18 protein-coding genes are annotated in these 15,859 nt (G+C 66.3%); 9 read left to right on the top strand and 9 right to left on the bottom strand.

The features are described 5' to 3' along the window. Nucleotides 1-41: 41 nt before the first annotated feature. Complete coding sequence (locus CE453_RS09660; RefSeq protein ID WP_349236642.1) at nt 42-638, top strand: GNAT family N-acetyltransferase; 597 nt, start codon at nt 42-44, stop codon at nt 636-638. Here the strand turns inward: CE453_RS09660 and CE453_RS09655 are convergent, their stop codons facing one another. Both CE453_RS09655 and CE453_RS09650 read right to left on the bottom strand, forming a co-directional pair. After that, a complete protein-coding gene (locus CE453_RS09655) occupies nt 639-1,730 on the bottom strand; it encodes an ATP-dependent DNA helicase (RefSeq protein ID WP_089174391.1) in 1,092 nt (363 codons plus the stop codon). A gap of 84 nt (nt 1,731-1,814) precedes the next feature. Next, on the bottom strand, nt 1,815-3,494 hold the full coding sequence (locus tag CE453_RS09650) for a methyl-accepting chemotaxis protein (protein ID WP_089174390.1): 1,680 nt from the start codon (nt 3,492-3,494) through the stop codon (nt 1,815-1,817). 192 nt (nt 3,495-3,686) lie between these two features. Between CE453_RS09650 and CE453_RS09645 the strand changes: the two genes are divergently transcribed. Beyond that, nucleotides 3,687-4,676, top strand: a complete 990-nt coding sequence (locus tag CE453_RS09645) for an alpha/beta hydrolase (RefSeq protein ID WP_089174389.1) — start codon at nt 3,687-3,689, stop codon at nt 4,674-4,676. 70 nt (nt 4,677-4,746) lie between these two features. Here the strand turns inward: CE453_RS09645 and CE453_RS09640 are convergent, their stop codons facing one another. Then, on the bottom strand, nt 4,747-5,133 hold the full coding sequence (locus tag CE453_RS09640) for a hypothetical protein (protein WP_089174388.1): 387 nt from the start codon (nt 5,131-5,133) through the stop codon (nt 4,747-4,749). 237 nt (nt 5,134-5,370) lie between these two features. On the opposite strand from CE453_RS09640, the gene CE453_RS09635 reads away from it, so the two are divergent. Next, nucleotides 5,371-6,303: a DMT family transporter gene (locus CE453_RS09635; RefSeq protein ID WP_198302304.1), complete on the top strand. Its 933-nt coding sequence runs from the start codon at nt 5,371-5,373 to the stop codon at nt 6,301-6,303. Nucleotides 6,304-6,311: 8 nt separating this feature from the next. On the opposite strand, the gene CE453_RS09630 is transcribed toward CE453_RS09635, so the two are convergent. Then, entirely contained in the window at nt 6,312-6,947 is a 636-nt protein-coding gene (locus CE453_RS09630; RefSeq protein ID WP_089174387.1) for a pyridoxamine 5'-phosphate oxidase family protein, read from the bottom strand. Between the two features lie 227 nt (nt 6,948-7,174). Here CE453_RS09630 and CE453_RS09625 point away from each other — a divergent pair, with 227 nt between their 5' ends. Genes CE453_RS09625 through CE453_RS09610 form a run of 4 tightly spaced genes read left to right on the top strand, consistent with a single transcriptional unit; the run spans nt 7,175 to nt 9,851 of the window. Then, nucleotides 7,175-7,636 carry a hypothetical protein gene (locus CE453_RS09625; RefSeq protein WP_089174386.1) on the top strand — a complete coding sequence of 154 codons (462 nt, stop codon included), beginning with the start codon at nt 7,175-7,177 and terminating at the stop codon, nt 7,634-7,636. A gap of 10 nt (nt 7,637-7,646) precedes the next feature. Then, nucleotides 7,647-8,315: a ribonuclease T2 family protein gene (locus CE453_RS09620; protein ID WP_089174385.1), complete on the top strand. Its 669-nt coding sequence runs from the start codon at nt 7,647-7,649 to the stop codon at nt 8,313-8,315. A 44-nt stretch (nt 8,316-8,359) separates the two neighbouring features. Further along, entirely contained in the window at nt 8,360-9,211 is an 852-nt protein-coding gene (locus CE453_RS09615) for a 23S rRNA (adenine(2030)-N(6))-methyltransferase RlmJ (RefSeq protein WP_089174384.1), read from the top strand. A 34-nt stretch (nt 9,212-9,245) separates the two neighbouring features. Next, nucleotides 9,246-9,851, top strand: a complete 606-nt coding sequence (locus CE453_RS09610) for a glutathione S-transferase (protein WP_089174383.1) — start codon at nt 9,246-9,248, stop codon at nt 9,849-9,851. 173 nt (nt 9,852-10,024) lie between these two features. On the opposite strand, the gene CE453_RS09605 is transcribed toward CE453_RS09610, so the two are convergent. Further along, entirely contained in the window at nt 10,025-10,675 is a 651-nt protein-coding gene (locus tag CE453_RS09605) for an outer membrane protein (RefSeq protein ID WP_089174382.1), read from the bottom strand. Between the two features lie 375 nt (nt 10,676-11,050). On the opposite strand from CE453_RS09605, the gene CE453_RS09600 reads away from it, so the two are divergent. Both CE453_RS09600 and CE453_RS09595 read left to right on the top strand, forming a co-directional pair. Then, nucleotides 11,051-11,866, top strand: coding sequence for a glycosyltransferase family 2 protein (locus tag CE453_RS09600; protein ID WP_089174381.1), 816 nt, complete (start codon nt 11,051-11,053; stop codon nt 11,864-11,866). Next, nucleotides 11,859-12,605: an SDR family oxidoreductase gene (locus tag CE453_RS09595; RefSeq protein ID WP_089174380.1), complete on the top strand. Its 747-nt coding sequence runs from the start codon at nt 11,859-11,861 to the stop codon at nt 12,603-12,605. The genes CE453_RS09600 and CE453_RS09595 overlap by 8 nt, the downstream gene beginning before the upstream one ends. 8 nt (nt 12,606-12,613) lie before the next feature. Here the strand turns inward: CE453_RS09595 and CE453_RS09590 are convergent, their stop codons facing one another. From CE453_RS09590 to lgt, 4 genes are all read right to left on the bottom strand, one after another. Continuing rightward, nucleotides 12,614-12,883 (bottom strand): hypothetical protein, encoded by a 270-nt coding sequence (locus tag CE453_RS09590; RefSeq protein WP_248308016.1) that lies wholly within the window; start codon nt 12,881-12,883, stop codon nt 12,614-12,616. Nucleotides 12,884-13,094: 211 nt separating this feature from the next. Further along, on the bottom strand, nt 13,095-13,859 hold the full coding sequence (gene pgeF, locus CE453_RS09585; RefSeq protein WP_089174378.1) for a peptidoglycan editing factor PgeF: 765 nt from the start codon (nt 13,857-13,859) through the stop codon (nt 13,095-13,097). Between the two features lie 46 nt (nt 13,860-13,905). Next, nucleotides 13,906-14,997: a class I SAM-dependent methyltransferase gene (locus CE453_RS09580; protein WP_198302303.1), complete on the bottom strand. Its 1,092-nt coding sequence runs from the start codon at nt 14,995-14,997 to the stop codon at nt 13,906-13,908. Next, nucleotides 14,994-15,836 carry a prolipoprotein diacylglyceryl transferase gene (gene lgt, locus CE453_RS09575; protein WP_198302302.1) on the bottom strand — a complete coding sequence of 281 codons (843 nt, stop codon included), beginning with the start codon at nt 15,834-15,836 and terminating at the stop codon, nt 14,994-14,996. Before lgt ends, CE453_RS09580 begins: the two co-directional genes overlap by 4 nt. Between the last annotated feature and the right edge of the window lie 23 nt (nt 15,837-15,859).

Genomic DNA, 15,859 nt, shown 5'->3' with positions numbered 1-15,859 from the left:
CCATTGGCCCGGATGGCGATCCGCACGGCAATCGCGATAGGATGCGGCAGGCTCATCAAGGATGGCTGCGACCGACCATGCCTCCCACGTCTCCCTGCAGGATTGTGACGGAACGCCTCGTTCTGCGGCCGACGACTCCGGCCGATGCGGATCGCGCCTTTCATATCCAGTCGAACTGGGAGGTTGCACGCATGCTGCGCATGGCATCCTACCCTCCCGACCGCGATGACATCGAAGCCTGGTTCGCAGGCCACGGCGGGGAATGGGCGGCAGGAGAAGCCTATCGCTTTGCGGTCGAACGCGAGGGACATGTCATCGGCCTCACCGACATCGACGAGATCGCCCGCCGCGAGGGCGAGCTCGGCTATTGGTTCGATCGGGCCAGTTGGGGCCAGGGCTACGCCTTCGAGGCGGCGCAGGCCGTGGTGCGCTTCGCGTTCCGGCAGATCGGGCTGGAAGAGCTTCGATCGGGGCACGCGGCCGACAATGCCGCATCGGGCAATGTGCTTCTGAAACTCGGTTTCCGTCCGCTCGATACCGTTCGCGTAGCGTCCCGCTCCCGCGGAGAGGACATCCTGCAGCAGCGCTATGCGCTCGCTGCTCCAGCTCACTCCCCGGAGCTGGGCGCTCGCCCTTAACTACATCACCACCGTGATCGTCTCGGCCGCGCGGGTCAGACCGGTATAAAGCCAGCGCGCCCGATGCTCGCGGAAGGCGAAGCTCTCGTCGAAGAGCACCACGTCGTCCCATTGCGAGCCCTGCGCCTTGTGCACGGTCAGCGCATAGCCGAAGGTGAATTCGTCGGTGTGCTTGCGCAGCTCCCAGGGGATCTCTTCCTCGGTGCCGTCGAAGAAGTTCGGCAGCACGGAGACTTTTACCGCCTTGGCACCGGTGTCGTCCTCCGGCGTCACCCGCATGGTGACGAGCCCCTTCTTCGAGGTCTTGATCTCCTGCACGATCCAGGAGCCGCCATTGAGCAACCCCTTGCTCTTGTCGTTGCGTAGGCAGACCAGCTTCTCGCCCGCAACCGGATTCGTCTCGGTGCGGCCCATGAGCTGGCGGATTCGAGCATTGTAGTTGCGCCGCGTCTTGTTCATCCCGACCAGCACCTGGTCCGCGCTCATCACGATCTCCGGATTGATCGCATCGCGGCGGATCACCCGGCTCGGGCCGTAGTCGCCGAGCTCGAGCCGTCCACCTTCGCGCACGATCATCGACATCCGCACGATCGGATTGTCCGCCGCCTGACGATGGACCTCCGTCAGCATCACGTCGGGCTCCTGCTCGGTGAAGAAACCGCCGCCCTTCACTGGCGGGAGCTGGGCCGGGTCACCGAGGACCAGCACCGGCGTCCCGAAGGACAGGAGATCCCGGCCCAGCTCCTCGTCGACCATCGAGCACTCGTCGATGACGATCAGCTTGGCCTTCGCCGCCTGGCTATCGCGGTTCAGCGCGAAGATCGGGCTCTCTTCGTCGACGCCGCGCGAACGGTAGATCAGCGAATGAATGGTCTGAGCGTCCGTACAGCCCTTGTTGCGCAGGACGAGCGCGGCCTTCCCCGTGTAGGCCGCGAAGACGACTTCGCCGTCCACCGCTTCGGCGATGTGGCGCGCGAGCGTGGTCTTGCCCGTGCCGGCATAGCCGAACAGGCGGAAAACTTGCGGCGTGCCGGCTTGCAGCCAGCGCGCCACGGCCGACAAGGCGGCATCCTGCTGGAGCGACCAGCTCATCGGGCGAGAACGATCGGGGCGGACATGCCGCAGATGGGGCCGAGTCGCGCTCCGAAGGCAAGCCCGATGGTGCGGTCTGGAACCTCAGGCGGCGCGCAGCCGCTGGACGAAGGCGCTCGCTTCGGCCTGAAGGGTGGTGATGCGTTCGTCGAGATCGCGCGCGCTGAGCGCGCCCATATCGGCCTGGTTGACCGTCTGCATATTGGCGGCGGCGATCTCGGCCATCGCCATGACGGCCGTGCCGGTGACGTTCGAGATACGCGCCACGGTCTCACCCAGCGAGCCGAGCAGCTCGGCGTTGGAGCCGACCATCGTCGCGATCTCGGTGCCGGTCTGTTCGACGGCAGCGATGCTGTTGCCGATCGTGGAAACGGCGCCCGCGGCATGAGAGAGCGCTTCGTCGACCTGGACGATGCGGCCGACGATCCGCGAGGTCGCCTCGGCGGTCTGACCGGCGAGCGCCTTGACCTCGGACGCAACGACCGCGAAGCCACGGCCATGCACGCCGGCACGGGCTGCCTCGATCGTGGCGTTGAGCGCCAGCAGGTTGGTCTGGCGGGCGACTGCCTCGATGATGCCGACGACATCGCGGATCTGCGCCGCCTTCTCTGTCAGCTCGGCAACCAGCCTGTGCGCGCCGACCGCCTCCTGGCTTGCGGCGCTGGCCATCACCGAGACCCGCCGAACCTCGTCGTTGATCTGCCCGATGACCAGCTCCATCCGCAGCGCCGCCTCCGTGGTGCGGTTGGCTTCCACGCCAGCACCGGTCACCGAAGCGGCTGCGATCTCCGAGCTCTTCGACACCTGCTCGACCCGCACCGCCGCATCCTGCAGCGTCGCGCGCAGCACCTCGCTCGCCCGCCCGATCTCGCCGAGCAGCACGCCGAGCCGCGCCTCGAACTCATCGGCGATGCGCGCCAGTTCCTGGCTGCGCAGCCGCTGATGCTGGCGCGCATGCCCAGCTTCGGTCTCCCGGGTCACCAGCGTCGCGCGCACTTCGCTGAGCTGCCGGACCGTCTGGGCGAGTTGCCCGATTTCGTCGGAACGGTCGCAATGCGGCACTGCGATGACCTCGTTCGAGCTCGTCGCGGTGCGAATCGAAGCCATCAACTCATGCAGCGGGCTCGTCAGGTGCCGTCGTAGCAGGAAGAACGCGGCAAGACCGCCCACGAACGGCAGCAGGAGCGCCACGGCGATGGTGTATAGCCGTACCCATTCGGCCTGCTCCCCGGCGCGAACCGCAGCGCCTCCCGCCATCTTCGCCAGGTCGTCGCGCATGGCCGAGGTCGTCGCGATGATCTGGTTGACGTTGAGACGGGCTTCCTCCGCCCCGGCCTCCAGCACGGCCGCCCGGGCGGAAACGCGCCGGCCGATATCCACGATGCTGCGCTGGAAAGCGATGAAGGTGTTGATCCGGGCATTGAGCGTTGGATTGGCCTCGATCATGGCCTTGGGAAGCGATGTGATGAAATGCGCGCGCGCCGCGTCGACGAGTTCGATCGCCCCGTCCAACTTCTCAAGAGCGGCTTCGACCTCATCGGCCGAGGCATCGGCATCGAGCCGACCGAGCAACGCGGCATGAGCGACGCGGCTGGCCAGCAGCGAGGCGCTGCTCGCGAGCGCGATGCCCGAGAAGGCCTGCCGGTCGATGCGGCGGACGTCATCGAGTCCGCGCAGCACGCTGACGAGCCCGAGCGCGGCCGCGACGCTCAGCATGGCAAAGAGCATCATGATCTTCGCCGTCAGTCCCAGTCGCCGTCTCATCGTCACCGTCCATAGTCCGACGCCTGTTTCGCAGATGCGAACGAATGACCGGTTAACGAGGGAGAAAAAATAAGGTGATTCAGTTATTTAGCCGGGAAATTGGCGACCCCGCCGTCAGGACGTTTCCGAGCTCTGCAGGCCTCTTCGGACAGCCACTAGTCAACATTCCGGCGAATCTCTAGCGTTCGCGCCATGAGGCTCCGCACGATCCGTATTCTCCTGCTCTGTCTCGGCATCGCGTTTGCGACTTATGCAGCCTTCGTGCTCTCGCCCTGGCCTGCGGCGCTGCTGATCCGGAGCGTCTTTTCCTACGATGCTTCGAAGACCAATGAAGCGCTCGCGAAACACGTCCCAGCGGACATCCGGGAGCAACGCGATATCGCCTATGGCGGGAGCCCCGACGAGCGGCTGGACGTCTACCTGCCGCCGAACGGCGGCGAGCCCGGCCGCCCGATGCTGGTCTGGATCCATGGCGGCGGCTTCGTCGGCGGCGACCGGCAGGATGTCGCGCCTTACCTCAAGATCCTCGCAGGCAAAGGCTATCCGGCCGTCGCCATCGGCTACAGCCGCGCTCCGGCGGCTCGTTATCCCATGCCAGTGCTGCAGGCGAACGCGGCTCTCGGCTTCCTGCAGCGCGAAAGCGCCCGGCTGGGCTTCGATGCCAACAGAATCGTGCTCGCCGGGGATTCGGCCGGCGCCCATATCGCAGCCCAGCTCGCAGCCGGGCTGACCGGCAAGGACTATGCGGCCCTGCTCGATCTGCGACCTGCCATCGAGCCCGAGCGCCTCAAGGGCATCGCCCTGTTCTGCGGCGCCTTCGACCTGACCGCACTCGACTTCACCGGCCCCTATGGCGCCTTCGTGCGGTCCGCGCTCTTCGCCTATTTCGGCACGACGAACCCGCTGGACAGCGACCGCATCACCGAAGCAGCCGTCCCGCGCTATGTCACGGAAGCCTTCCCGCCGAGCTTCATCTCGGTCGGCAATGGCGACGCGCTGGCGCCGCAATCCGTGATGATGGCGCAGGCCCTGCGCGACCGCGGCGTCAAGGTCGACACGCTGTTCTTCGCGCCAGACACCGAGCCGAAGCTGCCGCACGAATACCAGTTCGACCTCGGCCGCCCGGAAGGCCGACAGGCGCTCGACCGCCTGACCGCCTTCCTCCAGGGGCTGCAGCCGTAGAGGCCATCGGCCTCCGGCCAAGGCGCGTCATCCCGGGATCAGCCCGGGATGACGGCATCGACGATCGTCTTTAGCCCTGCTTGCGGGTGATGACGGTCAGCTCGCCATTCGGATTCATCTGCGCGATCAGGACATCGCGGGAAGAGAAACCCTTGGCTTCCACCGCCGTCTTCACCATCGGGGCGCTTTCGATCGCGCTCTGCAGCCGTTGGTTCTCTTCAGCCGAACGTTTCGACACGAGTGTGTCGACCTGCGTCTTGGTCGCGGCGGGAAGCTCGTTGAAGTCGACGACGTTGACCGATTTGATCGTCGGTGTCGTAGACGGAGCCTCCGTCGATGAGGGGGCTTGCGGCGCCGCGGCCGGAGGCGGGCTCGGTGCCCGCTGGGGCGAGGAAGACTGGGCCTGGGCCGCTCCAGCCAGGACGAGCGCGGCGCCAGCGGTGGCAAGCATGATCATTCGCATCGGAGTTCCTTCCATCGTTTGCGGATGAACGACGAATTCGACCCGGCGAATGGGTTCAGAGCCTGAAGGCGATCGGGTCATTTCATGATCATGTCGCGGCGGGAATGCGACCGGCTCACGCCGCGACGCCAGGGTGACGCAAGGCGACCGAGTGACGCTTGTGCGATTGCGGACTTGCCAGTGCCTGTCGGCTGGGCCAGTGGAGGGTCGCCCGAGGAACCACCACCCATCATGACCGACCGCAACGCCTCCCTGACCGGCATCGCCACGATGCTGTTCGGCATCCTGCTGTTCTCGCTCAACGACGTCATGGGCAAGTGGCTGGTCTCGACCTATACGCCCGGCCAGCTCATGCTGGTGCGCAGCGCCGCGGCGCTGCTCGTGCTCTCCCCCTTCATCTTCAAGCAGGGCATCCGCCGGACGCTGCGCCCGGAGCGGCGGCGGCTGCAATGGCTACGCGTCGCGATCGGCGCGACGGAATCGACGCTCTTCTACGTCTGCGTCGCCTATCTGCCGCTGGCCGACACGATGACGCTCTGGATGGCCGCGCCGGTCTGGGCGGTGCTGCTCGCCGCCCTGTTGCTGGGCGAAAAAGTCGACACGGCCCGCTGGGTCGCGGCCGGCCTCGGCTTTCTCGGGGTCGCGCTGGCACTGGCACCGTCGGGCGCGAGCTTTTCGCCGCCGGCGTTGTTGGCGCTGACCGGTAGCGTCCTGTTCGCGGCGTTGCTGATCGCGGGGCGCAAGCTGCGCGGCACGCCGGATGTCACGCTCGTCGCCTGGCAGACCTTCGGCTCACTCCTGCTGGGCATCGCCTTGTTGCCCTTCGGCTGGGTGATGCCCACCCTCCGCGACTTCGGCCTGCTTGCACTGCTGGGCGTCGTTGCCCTGCTCGGACACCTCTGCGTGACGCGCTCGCTCAAGCTCGCCGAAGCCTCCGTGGTCGCACCCTACCAATACACCTTCATCATCTGGGCTCTGCTCTTCGGTTGGCTGTTCTTCGGCGACTGGCCGACACCGCTGATGCTGTGTGGAGCCGGCCTCATCGTCGCCGCGGGCCTTGCACTGATGCTGCTCGAGCGGCGTACGGTGCGCGCGCCCGGCCCGGAAGGCGGCGCTGGTGCAGCCATCCTGAGGCGGGCCAATCTCCATGAGAAGACCGCCTAAGACGGCTCTCAATAGAGCCGGTCGCGATAGGCCTCTTCGAGATTGCGATCGGCCGCATCGGCTTCGACCAGCTTGGTCTGCTCGGCCACGATGCGGCCCAGCGTCGGGAAACTCTGGCGCGGCACCTGGCAGGCCGGATCCCAGAGCTTCGAGCGGATCAGGGCCTTGCCGCAATGGAAATAGGCTTCGTCGACCGCCACGATGAAGCCGGTCAGCGGCGGCCGCTGCTGCACCGTCGAGGGCGCCAGCAGCTCGGCGTCGCGCGTCACGCGCGCCATGCCGTTGACTCGCAGCGTCTCGCTGATGCCCGGCACCATGAAGACGATGCCGACACCGGACGACGAGATCACATTGCCGAAGCTGTCGGCGCGATTGTTGCCGCGGCGGTCGGGGATCAGCAGCGTGCGGTCGTCCAGCACGCGCACGAAGCCCGGCATATCGCCGCGCGGACTGGCATCCGCCCCGCCCTTGCCGTCGCTGGTCGCCAGCACCAGGAAAGGCGAAAGCGCGATGAAGTCGCGGCAGAACTGGTCGAGCCGATTGAGCACCTTATGCTGCACCACCGGGCTCACGGGACCGATATGGCTGCGCAGCGAGGCTTGGTCCTCGATGCGTGCGGCCGGGTCGTCGAAGCAGTCGTCCATGTCACCTCCCTCGTCATGGCGAGTGTCGCCGATCCGTGGTGCACCCGCCACCACGCTCGCGCCGGATGCGACCGGCACTCCACGCAAGGCAGTTTCACCCGCCTTACAGGCCGAAATGCCACAGCAGGCAGCCTGCAGAGGCCTCTCGCAGCGCGATCCCTTGACCCCCGCCGGGTGGACAGCCATCGTAAGCGCAACTCGCATTTGCCTTTACGAGGCCTGATTCCATGCGCCGCGCCCTGTTCCGCACCGCTCTCGTCTCGCTTGCCTGCCTGGCAGGCTTCGCTTCCGCCGACGCTGCCGGCCGTCGCTATGTCGCGCCGCCGGATCGCGCGGAGGCACGTATCGTTCCGATGTACGGCGATTTGCCAGGCTGCGCCGACCCGGCCGTGCTTTCCGAGCTGACGAGCTGGTTCAACTCGCGTGAATCCACTTATTGGGGTCCGTTGCAGGCGCTGTCCTATGACCGCATTGCGCAGACCGGCTTCCGGACCTGGGGCGACGACTTCATTCCGCGGCGCTTCTGCACGGCCCGGCTGTTGCTGAACAACGGCGTGTTCCACCGCGTCGATTATTCGGTCCGGGAAAATCTCGGCCTGTTCGGCATGACCTGGAACGTCAACTGGTGCGTGGCCGGCCTCGACCGGGAGCTCTCCTACGCACCTAACTGCAAGATGGCCCGCCCCTGAGCGCACCGCGATGCTTCGACGACTGGCCGTCGCAACCCTGACGTGGCTCTGCCTCGCCAGCCCATCGCTGGCGCAGGGTTACGGCCAGCGTGGCGGCGGTACGCCGGGCGACTTCGACTTCTACGTGCTGGCGCTGTCCTGGTCGCCGGGCTTCTGCGAGCTCGACGGCGACCGCACCCGCAACCGCGAGCAATGTGCGGACGGCAATGGCTTGCGTTTCGTCGTCCACGGGCTGTGGCCGCAATACGAGCGTGGTTATCCGAGCGATTGCAGCCTTGCCGAACGCTCCCCGTCGCGCAGTGCGATGGCGGAAGCCGAGGGCGTCTACCCGACCGACAGCCTCGCCCGCTATGAATGGCGCAAGCACGGCACCTGCACCGGCTCGAGCCCTGCCGATTATTTCCGCGATGTTCGCCGCGCCCGCGACAAGGTCGCCGTCCCGCCGGCCCTTGCCAGATCAGAGCGCGACCAGCGCTGGACCTCCCTTGATCTGGAGCGCGCCTTCGTCGACGCCAATCCGGGCCTGCGGACCGACATGATGTCGGTCACCTGCAAGCGCGGTGTGCTTCAGGAGGTCCGCATCTGCCTCAGCAAGGATTTGCGTGATTTCCGCACCTGTCAGCAGGTCGATCGCTCGGGCTGCCGCGCCCGCGATTTCACGGTGCTGGCGCCGCGCTGAGCGAACCCTCTCCCCTTTTCGATCCGATGCGGTAGAAGCGGCGCATGAACTATCGCCACGGCTTCCACGCCGGAAATTTTGCTGATGTGCTGAAGCACGCCGTGCTCGCACGTATCCTGCAGCACCTCGATGCCAAGCCGACGCCCTATCGCGTGATCGACACCCATGGCGGCGTCGGACGTTACGACCTCGGCTCCGAGGAAGCCTTGCGTACGCATGAGTGGAAGGACGGCGTCGCCCGACTTGACCGCTCGCCGCTTTCGGCCGCGGCGGAAGCCGTGCTCGAACCCTATCGTGCCGCGCTCGCCGCCGTGCGCGCCGAGCATGGGCCGGAGGCCTACCCCGGATCGCCCTGGCTCTGTCGCCACGCCATGCGTCCCTTCGACCGGCTCATCGCCGCCGAGCTCCACCCCCCGACACACCGCAAGCTCGCAGAAGTGCTGGCGCGGGATTCGCGCTGCAAGGCGCTCGCGATCGACGGTTGGACGGCCCTGCGCGCCAATGTCCCGCCAAAGGAGCGCCGCGGCCTCGTGCTGATCGATCCCCCCTTCGAGGAGAAGGACGAGTTCGCGACGCTGACGAGCCAGTTCATCGCCGCCCACCGCAAATGGCCGACAGGCATCTACATGCTCTGGTACCCGATCAAGGGTCGGCCGGCCGTCGAAGCGATGATAGACGATGTGACGGACGCCGGCATCGGCCGCTTGCTGCGCCTGGAAATCGACGTCGATCGCCCGGAAGCAGCCGGCGGCCTCGGCGCCACCGGCCTGCTGATCGCCAATCCGCCCTGGAAGCTCGCCGAGGACGCCGAGATCCTGCTGCCCGCCTTGACCGAGCGGCTCGCGCAGGGGCAGCGACCGCGCTATCTATGCGAGGCGATCCGCCCCGACGGCTGATCGTTCCCTCCCCTTGCTCCAGGGTTCTCGATCGATGCTCGTCCTGCGCTCCTCGCCCACCTCGCCCTTCGGCCGCAAGGTCAAGATCGCCGCGTCCGAACTCGGCCTGACGGACCGCATCGAGGTCGTGATGGCCGATACCAACGATCCTTCCGAATCGCTGCGCCAGCAGAATCCGCTCGGCAAGATTCCGACTCTCGTGCTGGAGGACGGCACGACGCTGTTCGATTCGCGGGTGGTGGTCGAGTATCTCGATGCGCTCGCCGGTGGCGGCAAGATCATTCCGACCGGCACGACCCGCTTCGCGCAATTGCGCCTGCAGGCGCTTGCTGACGGCATTTGCGACGCCGGGCTGCTGCAGGTCTATGAAGGGCGCTTCCGGCCGGAGGAAGGTCGCAACGCCAATTGGCTCGCTCATCAGGACGGCAAGATCGGGCGGGCGTTGGCTACGCTCGAGGCCGATCCGCCCGCCAGCGAAGGGCGCCCGCAGATCGGCGAGATCGCCCTAGCCTGCGCGCTCGGCTATCTCGACCTGCGTTTCGAGGGCAAGTGGCGTGCGGCGCACCCCCGGCTCGTCGCCTGGTTGGATGCTTTCGCCGCGCGGGTCCCATCCTTCGAAAGCACGCGCTTCAAGGGCTGAGGCGGGGGACTTCGGCTCCCGCGCCAGCAAACGCTGCATCCTCGACAGAAAAGCCCGGTGCTCCTGAGAGCGCCGGGCTTTTTCGGTTCGCGTCGCCCGAGCACTTCACCGGCAAGCAACAAAAAACCCGGTGGCCAAGGCCACCGGGTCGCTCAAATCCGATTGTGGTAGGATCAGAACTTGTAGCTCAGACGGGCGCGGACGACCGAGAAGTCCGTGCCGACCTTGTCGACCAGGCCGGTGACGCGCTTCTCGCCCAGGTCGACGTAGAGGTACTCGACGCCGGCGATCAGGTTGTTGGTGATCGCGTACTCGATACCACCGCCGAGAGCCCAGCCGTTGGTGTGCGAGTTGTCGGACGAGATGCCGAACGCCGGGATCGAGGTCTTCACGTTGCCGTAAGCCCAACCACCGGTGACGTAGGGCATGAACCGATCGAAGGCGACGCCGACGCGGGCACGGACCGTACCGAAGTAGTCGGTCTTGATGCGCGAGCCGATGACGTTGTCGCCGCTGCTCAGGTCAGCGCCCTGGATGTCGGCTTCGAGGCCGAGCACGAACTGGCCCATCTGGTAGTTGTAGCCGATCTGACCACCACCGACGAAGCCGTCGAGGTCACCAACGCTCGTGAAGGTGTTGGTGTTGACGTTGCCCCAGCCGTAGCCAGCGTTGGCACCGACGTAGAAACCGGTCCAGGTGAAGACCGGCGGGATGTAGACCGGAGCGGCAACCGGGCCCTTGCGCGACGGCAGGTCGGCGGCCGAGGCGGCGCCGGCAGCGATGATGCCGAGGGCGGCAACGCTCGCAAGCAGATACTTCTTCATGACATACTCCTTAGTCGTCGCGATCACCGGAAGGCCCGGCGTTTTGATTTCGATGATGACTGTATAGAACCAGTCGTCGCTTTTGTCTGTTGCACCGACAACACATCTGCCTTGCAGACCGCGGCAGAAATGCGGCACGAATGCGATAACTGAACGCAAATAGGTAAAACCGGGTTAACCACGGCCGGGGGAGCCAAGATGGTAAATCGAATACTAATAGAACGCCATTGGACTCTCCGCGGGAACGGAAAGCCATCCGTCAAACGCAGGTTCTCTCCCAAGGTTCCCGTGATCGCCCCAAAACTTTCGGCATTCGCCTTGCCGCTCTTGTACGAGCATGCTTAAGCCTTGAAATCTCACGGGTTAAACGAGACTGTGCCGCCTCTTTCCATCTTCATCATCGCGCAGAACGAAGCCGACCGGATCGGCCTCACCATCGCCGCGGCCCGTGCCGTGAGCGACGACATCGTCGTCGTCGATTCCGGCTCGACCGACGGCACGCAAGGCGTGGCGGAGGCCCTCGGCGCCCGCGTCATCTTCAACCCCTGGCCGGGATATGGCCAGCAGAAGCGCTTCGCCGAGGAGCAATGTCGCCACGATTGGCTCCTCAATCTCGATGCGGACGAGGTGCTGCCGGCGGATCTCATCGCCGAGATCACAGCCCTGTTTCAGGCCGGAGCGCCGGCCGCCGACGCCTACAGGACGAGAATCGCGGAAATCTTCCCCGGCGAGCGGGCACCGCACCGATTCGCTTACGCCCTCTCGCCGGTGCGGCTCTATCGCAAATCGAAAGGGCGCTACTCATCCTCGCCGGTCCACGACCGCGTCGATCTTCAGCCCGGCACCAAGGTTGGGAAGCTGAAGGGCACAATCCACCACTTTTCCGTCCGCTCGCTCGGCGAGCAGATGGACAAGCTCAATGCCTATAGCGACGCCCAGGCCGACGATCTCGACGCGCGCGGCGCGACAGTCTCAGCCTTCAGGCTCATCGCCGAGTTTCCGGCGAATTTCTTCAAGGCCTATATCGGCCGCCGACATGCGCTGCGCGGCCTCTACGGCTTCATGACAGCGATGAACTATGCCTTCTATCGCTATCTGCGCGTCGCCAAGCACTGGGAGCGACGTCTGCAGCGCAACGCCGGCATCACGCCGGCCGGCAGCCTGACCGGAAAGCAGCCGAACGATGGCTGAGATCGCGCTGGTCACGGGCGGGGCACGGCGAATCGGGCGCGCCATCGTCGAGCGGCTGGCGGGAGCGGGCTTCGCCGTCGCGATCCACCACGGCAGTCATCGCGACGAAGCCGAGGAGCTCGTGCAGCGCCTGGCCGCATCCGGCGCGACCGTGGCCGCCTTCGAGGCAGATCTGGCGGATGCCGATTCCGTTCAGGAGCTGCTGCCCTCGGTCGAGGCCGCGCTCGGCCCCGTGACGCTGCTGGTCAACAATGCCGCAAGTTTCGTTGTCGACGACGTCCGCGCGCTCGACATCGCAACCTGGGATCGTCAGTTCGCCGTCAATCTGCGGGCACCGTCCCTGCTGGCCGGTGCCATGGCCAACCGCCTGCCGGCAGATCGCGACGGCGCCATCGTCAACATCGTCGACCAGCGCGTCTGGAAGCTGACGCCGCAATATTATTCCTACACCCTGACCAAAGCTGCCCTGCTCGCCGCTACGACCACGCTCGCCCAGGCGTTGGCGCCACGCATCCGGGTCAACGCCGTTGGTCCCGGCCCGACTTTCCCCAACCCGCATGACGGCACGCGGCTGCTCGAACGCGAGGCTGCAGGCACGTTGCTCGGCCACCGGATCGACGCGAAGGAGATCGCCGAAGCCGTGCTCTACCTCGCACGCGCCCGCTCGGTCACGGGGCAGATGATCGCCGTCGATGCCGGGCAGCATCTGGGGTGGCGCACACCCGACATCGTCGATTGAAACGACCCTCAGGCCGCGCGATTCTTCAGCGCGCCGATGATCGCGGTCAGGATCGCGCCGCCCGCACCGCCGCCGATCAGATTGGTGAGGATGCTGCCGACGCTGAGATTACCGCCCTGCGCGGCGGCGCTGATCGCCGGGATCAGCAGGGGAATCAATTGGCCGAGCACCCCGCCCCCGACCAGGCCGGAGAGGGTGTTGCCCAAGGTTCCGAGGTCGAAGCTCGGACTGGCCTTGCCGGCCGCGTTGCCGCCGATCGCACCGGCGACGAGGTTCATCAGGATCTGTTCCACTGCAGCCCCCGCATCTTACAGGCATCGCCAGAGGAAATCGTAAGTCGGGGAGCGATGCGTTCCGGCCGACATCGGTGGAGGATGCCCCCGAAGCGGCCCTGCGGCAAGCCGCCGCACCGCTCCATCAACCTCTATCGTGCTCGGATGCCAATTCGGCGGAGCCGTGTATCGCCGGAAAAGCCGCCTGATGGGCCGGTCAATCCAGCGTGATCGCCGCGATCAGCCGTCCGTAATCGGGCTCGCCGCGATGCGTCGTGCGGCGATAGCTGAAGAAGCGCCGCTCATCCGCGTAGGTGCATAGGGACAGATCGACAAAGCGGCCGATTCCCGCCTCCTGCGCCTTGAGCCCGATGAAGGCCGGCAGGTCGAACATCGCATGGGCCGGGCGTTCGGAGGCGGTGAAGAAGCGGGCATAGGTCGCGTTTTCGGCCTTGAAGCGCTCGACGAATTCCGGACCGACCTCATAGGCGGCGGCACTGATGGTCGGCCCCAGCACGGCGAGAATGCGCTCGCGCCGTGCGCCGAGCTTTTCCATCGCCGTCACGGTGGCGCCGACAATCCCGGTAAACGCGCCCTTCCAGCCGGAATGCGCGGCCCCGATCACCCGTGCCTCGCTGTCCGCGAACAGGATCGGGCCGCAATCGGCCGTGGAAATGCCGAGCGCGACATTCTGCGAGATCGTCACCATAGCATCGGCCCGCGGCTTCTCGGCCTGCCAGGGGCCGGTGACCAGGGCGACATCCGGCGAATGGACCTGATGAACGCTGACGAGGTGATCGGGCTCGACCTTGAGATGGCGGGCCATCCGCACCCGGTTCTCCCGCACCGCCGCCGGATCGTCGGATGACCCGAGGCCGCCGTTGAGCGAGGCATAGATGCCGGTCGAGACGCCGCCCTCGCGCGTGAAGAAGGCGTGGCGGATGCCAGCTTCGCCGGCCATTTCGGGAGAAGTGATAAACATGGCGTCGTCCCGTTTGCGCACCCCGGAAGTCCGGGTCTCGCGTCCTTCAGACCTGCTCTGGCACCCGATGACGTTCAAATCCGGGCAGCGGCGGCAGGGTCGGCTGAGATAGCGCCAGAACCTTGAACAAATCGCCCATGCCGATCTCGCCTGGCTGGATCAGCCGATCGAAGGCCTCCGAGATCGCCTGACGCTGAGCGGCATCGGCCTTCTGGGACAAAGCCTGAGCCCGCTGCGCCAGCCCGAGCGCCAGCAGGAAGTCGCGCTGCGTCGCAGGTCCGTGCAATGCTGCCCCCGCCTTCAGCGCCGCCTGCCCCATCCGCTCGAAATCGACATGCACCGTCAGATCCGCCTCGCCCGGCTCGGCCAGCGGATCGACGAAGCCGTGCCGCCTCATCGCTTGCAGCGTGTCGCCGAAGCCGGAACGTACCGAACCGTAGTCGATGAACAGGGCGCCGCCGCCCTCCCCTGCGATATGGCGTGCAATCGCGGTGACGACATCGAGCGCGGCATAGGGTTGCTCGAAGACGCTGCCGACCGGCGCCGCGATCTTCAACGAATCCTCGCCGACCAGGGCGAGCCCGAACGCCAGCGCCCCGTCGTCGCCGAGCCCGAGGAGCCGTTCATGCCAGCCCTCCGCCGTCATGACGAACTGATCGAGCGGCAACGCATCGAGGAATTCATTGGCCAGCACGATCGCCGGGCCATCAAGCGCCGTCGCGATGCTGTCGTGCCAGACCGCTCCGGCGCCGCTCAGCGCCACAGCCTGCTTGTCGCGCAGCATCGAGCTCGTCTCGACGAGATGAACCGACAGCGCTGCATGGAAGCCAGGCACGATCCGTGTCACCCGCAGAATGTCGGCCATCAGCGTGCCGCGCCCCGGCCCGAGCTCGACAAGGCGGAAGCGCGCCGGCGCTCCCATCGCCTGCCAGAGATGCGCGGCCCAGAGCCCCAGGAGCTCGCCGAACATCTGGCTGATCTCCGGAGCAGTGGTGAAGTCGCCTTCTTGGCCGAAAGGATCGCGCGTCATGTAATAGCCATGGCGCGGATGGCCGAGCGCCAGCGCCATGAAACGCGAAACGGGCAACGGCCCTTCCTCGCGGATCAGGCGGATCAGCTCCGCCTCGAGTGTGCTCACGCCGCTGCCTCGCGCCGGCTGCGTAGCACCAGCCAGATCCCGACGGCCAGCACCGGCAGCGACAAGAGCATGCCCATGGTGATGCCGCCCGAAAGCGCATCGACCGAGCTGCCGAACAGGAAGCCGAGCTGCGGATCGGGCTCGCGGAAGAACTCGCAGACGATGCGCGCGACCGCATAGCCGATGCCGAAGACCCCGGCCACGAAGCCCGGCCGGCGGAACCAGCCCGACCAGACCAGGATGTTGACCAGCGCGAACAGCACGAGGCCTTCGGCGAAAGCCTCGAAGAGCTGGCTCGGATAGCGTGGCACCGGCCCGCCATTCGGGAACACCATCGCCCAGGGAAAATCCGGAGCCGGCCGGCCCCAGAGCTCGCCATTGATGAAATTGGCGATACGCCCGAGGAAGAGCCCGATCGGCACCACCGCCGCCGCCAGATCGAAGACCGAGAGCGCCGGATAACCGCGCCGCCGGGCGAATAGCCACAAGCCAAGCGTCGCGCCGATCAGCCCGCCATGGAAGGACATGCCGCCCTGCCAGATCGCAAGGATGTCCTGCGGCCGCTCGATATAGCGCGGCAGGTCATAGAACAGCACGAAGCCGGTACGCCCACCGAGCACGACGCCGAAAGCGACGAAGAGCAGCATGTCGTCGAGCTCGACCGGCTGCGGTCGCGGCCGCCCATGCCAGAGCCGGTCCGTGGCCACCAACAGGCGCGCATACCACCAGCCGCCAAGCAGCCCGACGACATAGGCAAGCCCGTACCATTTGATCGCGAGCGGTCCGAGCTGGACCGCGACAGGATCGATCATCGGGAACGGAATCGCGAAAACGGGCATCGGCAAGGTCCATTGACGGGGGC

Origin of the sequence: Bosea sp. AS-1 (genome assembly GCF_002220095.1) — a bacterium.
GTDB lineage: Bacteria > Pseudomonadota > Alphaproteobacteria > Rhizobiales > Beijerinckiaceae > Allobosea.
This window is presented reverse-complemented; position numbering and strand designations above follow the sequence as displayed.

Coding starts and splice junctions, on each gene's coding strand:
- CE453_RS09660 (WP_349236642.1), top strand. CDS start 42: ATGCGGCAGGCTCATCAAGGATGGCTGCGACCGACCATGCCTCCCACG.
- CE453_RS09655 (WP_089174391.1), bottom strand. CDS start 1,730: ATGAGCTGGTCGCTCCAGCAGGATGCCGCCTTGTCGGCCGTGGCGCGC.
- CE453_RS09650 (WP_089174390.1), bottom strand. CDS start 3,494: ATGAGACGGCGACTGGGACTGACGGCGAAGATCATGATGCTCTTTGCC.
- CE453_RS09645 (WP_089174389.1), top strand. CDS start 3,687: ATGAGGCTCCGCACGATCCGTATTCTCCTGCTCTGTCTCGGCATCGCG.
- CE453_RS09640 (WP_089174388.1), bottom strand. CDS start 5,133: ATGATCATGCTTGCCACCGCTGGCGCCGCGCTCGTCCTGGCTGGAGCG.
- CE453_RS09635 (WP_198302304.1), top strand. CDS start 5,371: ATGACCGACCGCAACGCCTCCCTGACCGGCATCGCCACGATGCTGTTC.
- CE453_RS09630 (WP_089174387.1), bottom strand. CDS start 6,947: ATGGACGACTGCTTCGACGACCCGGCCGCACGCATCGAGGACCAAGCC.
- CE453_RS09625 (WP_089174386.1), top strand. CDS start 7,175: ATGCGCCGCGCCCTGTTCCGCACCGCTCTCGTCTCGCTTGCCTGCCTG.
- CE453_RS09620 (WP_089174385.1), top strand. CDS start 7,647: ATGCTTCGACGACTGGCCGTCGCAACCCTGACGTGGCTCTGCCTCGCC.
- CE453_RS09615 (WP_089174384.1), top strand. CDS start 8,360: ATGAACTATCGCCACGGCTTCCACGCCGGAAATTTTGCTGATGTGCTG.
- CE453_RS09610 (WP_089174383.1), top strand. CDS start 9,246: ATGCTCGTCCTGCGCTCCTCGCCCACCTCGCCCTTCGGCCGCAAGGTC.
- CE453_RS09605 (WP_089174382.1), bottom strand. CDS start 10,675: ATGAAGAAGTATCTGCTTGCGAGCGTTGCCGCCCTCGGCATCATCGCT.
- CE453_RS09595 (WP_089174380.1), top strand. CDS start 11,859: ATGGCTGAGATCGCGCTGGTCACGGGCGGGGCACGGCGAATCGGGCGC.
- CE453_RS09590 (WP_248308016.1), bottom strand. CDS start 12,883: ATGAACCTCGTCGCCGGTGCGATCGGCGGCAACGCGGCCGGCAAGGCC.
- pgeF (WP_089174378.1), bottom strand. CDS start 13,859: ATGTTTATCACTTCTCCCGAAATGGCCGGCGAAGCTGGCATCCGCCAC.
- lgt (WP_198302302.1), bottom strand. CDS start 15,836: ATGCCCGTTTTCGCGATTCCGTTCCCGATGATCGATCCTGTCGCGGTC.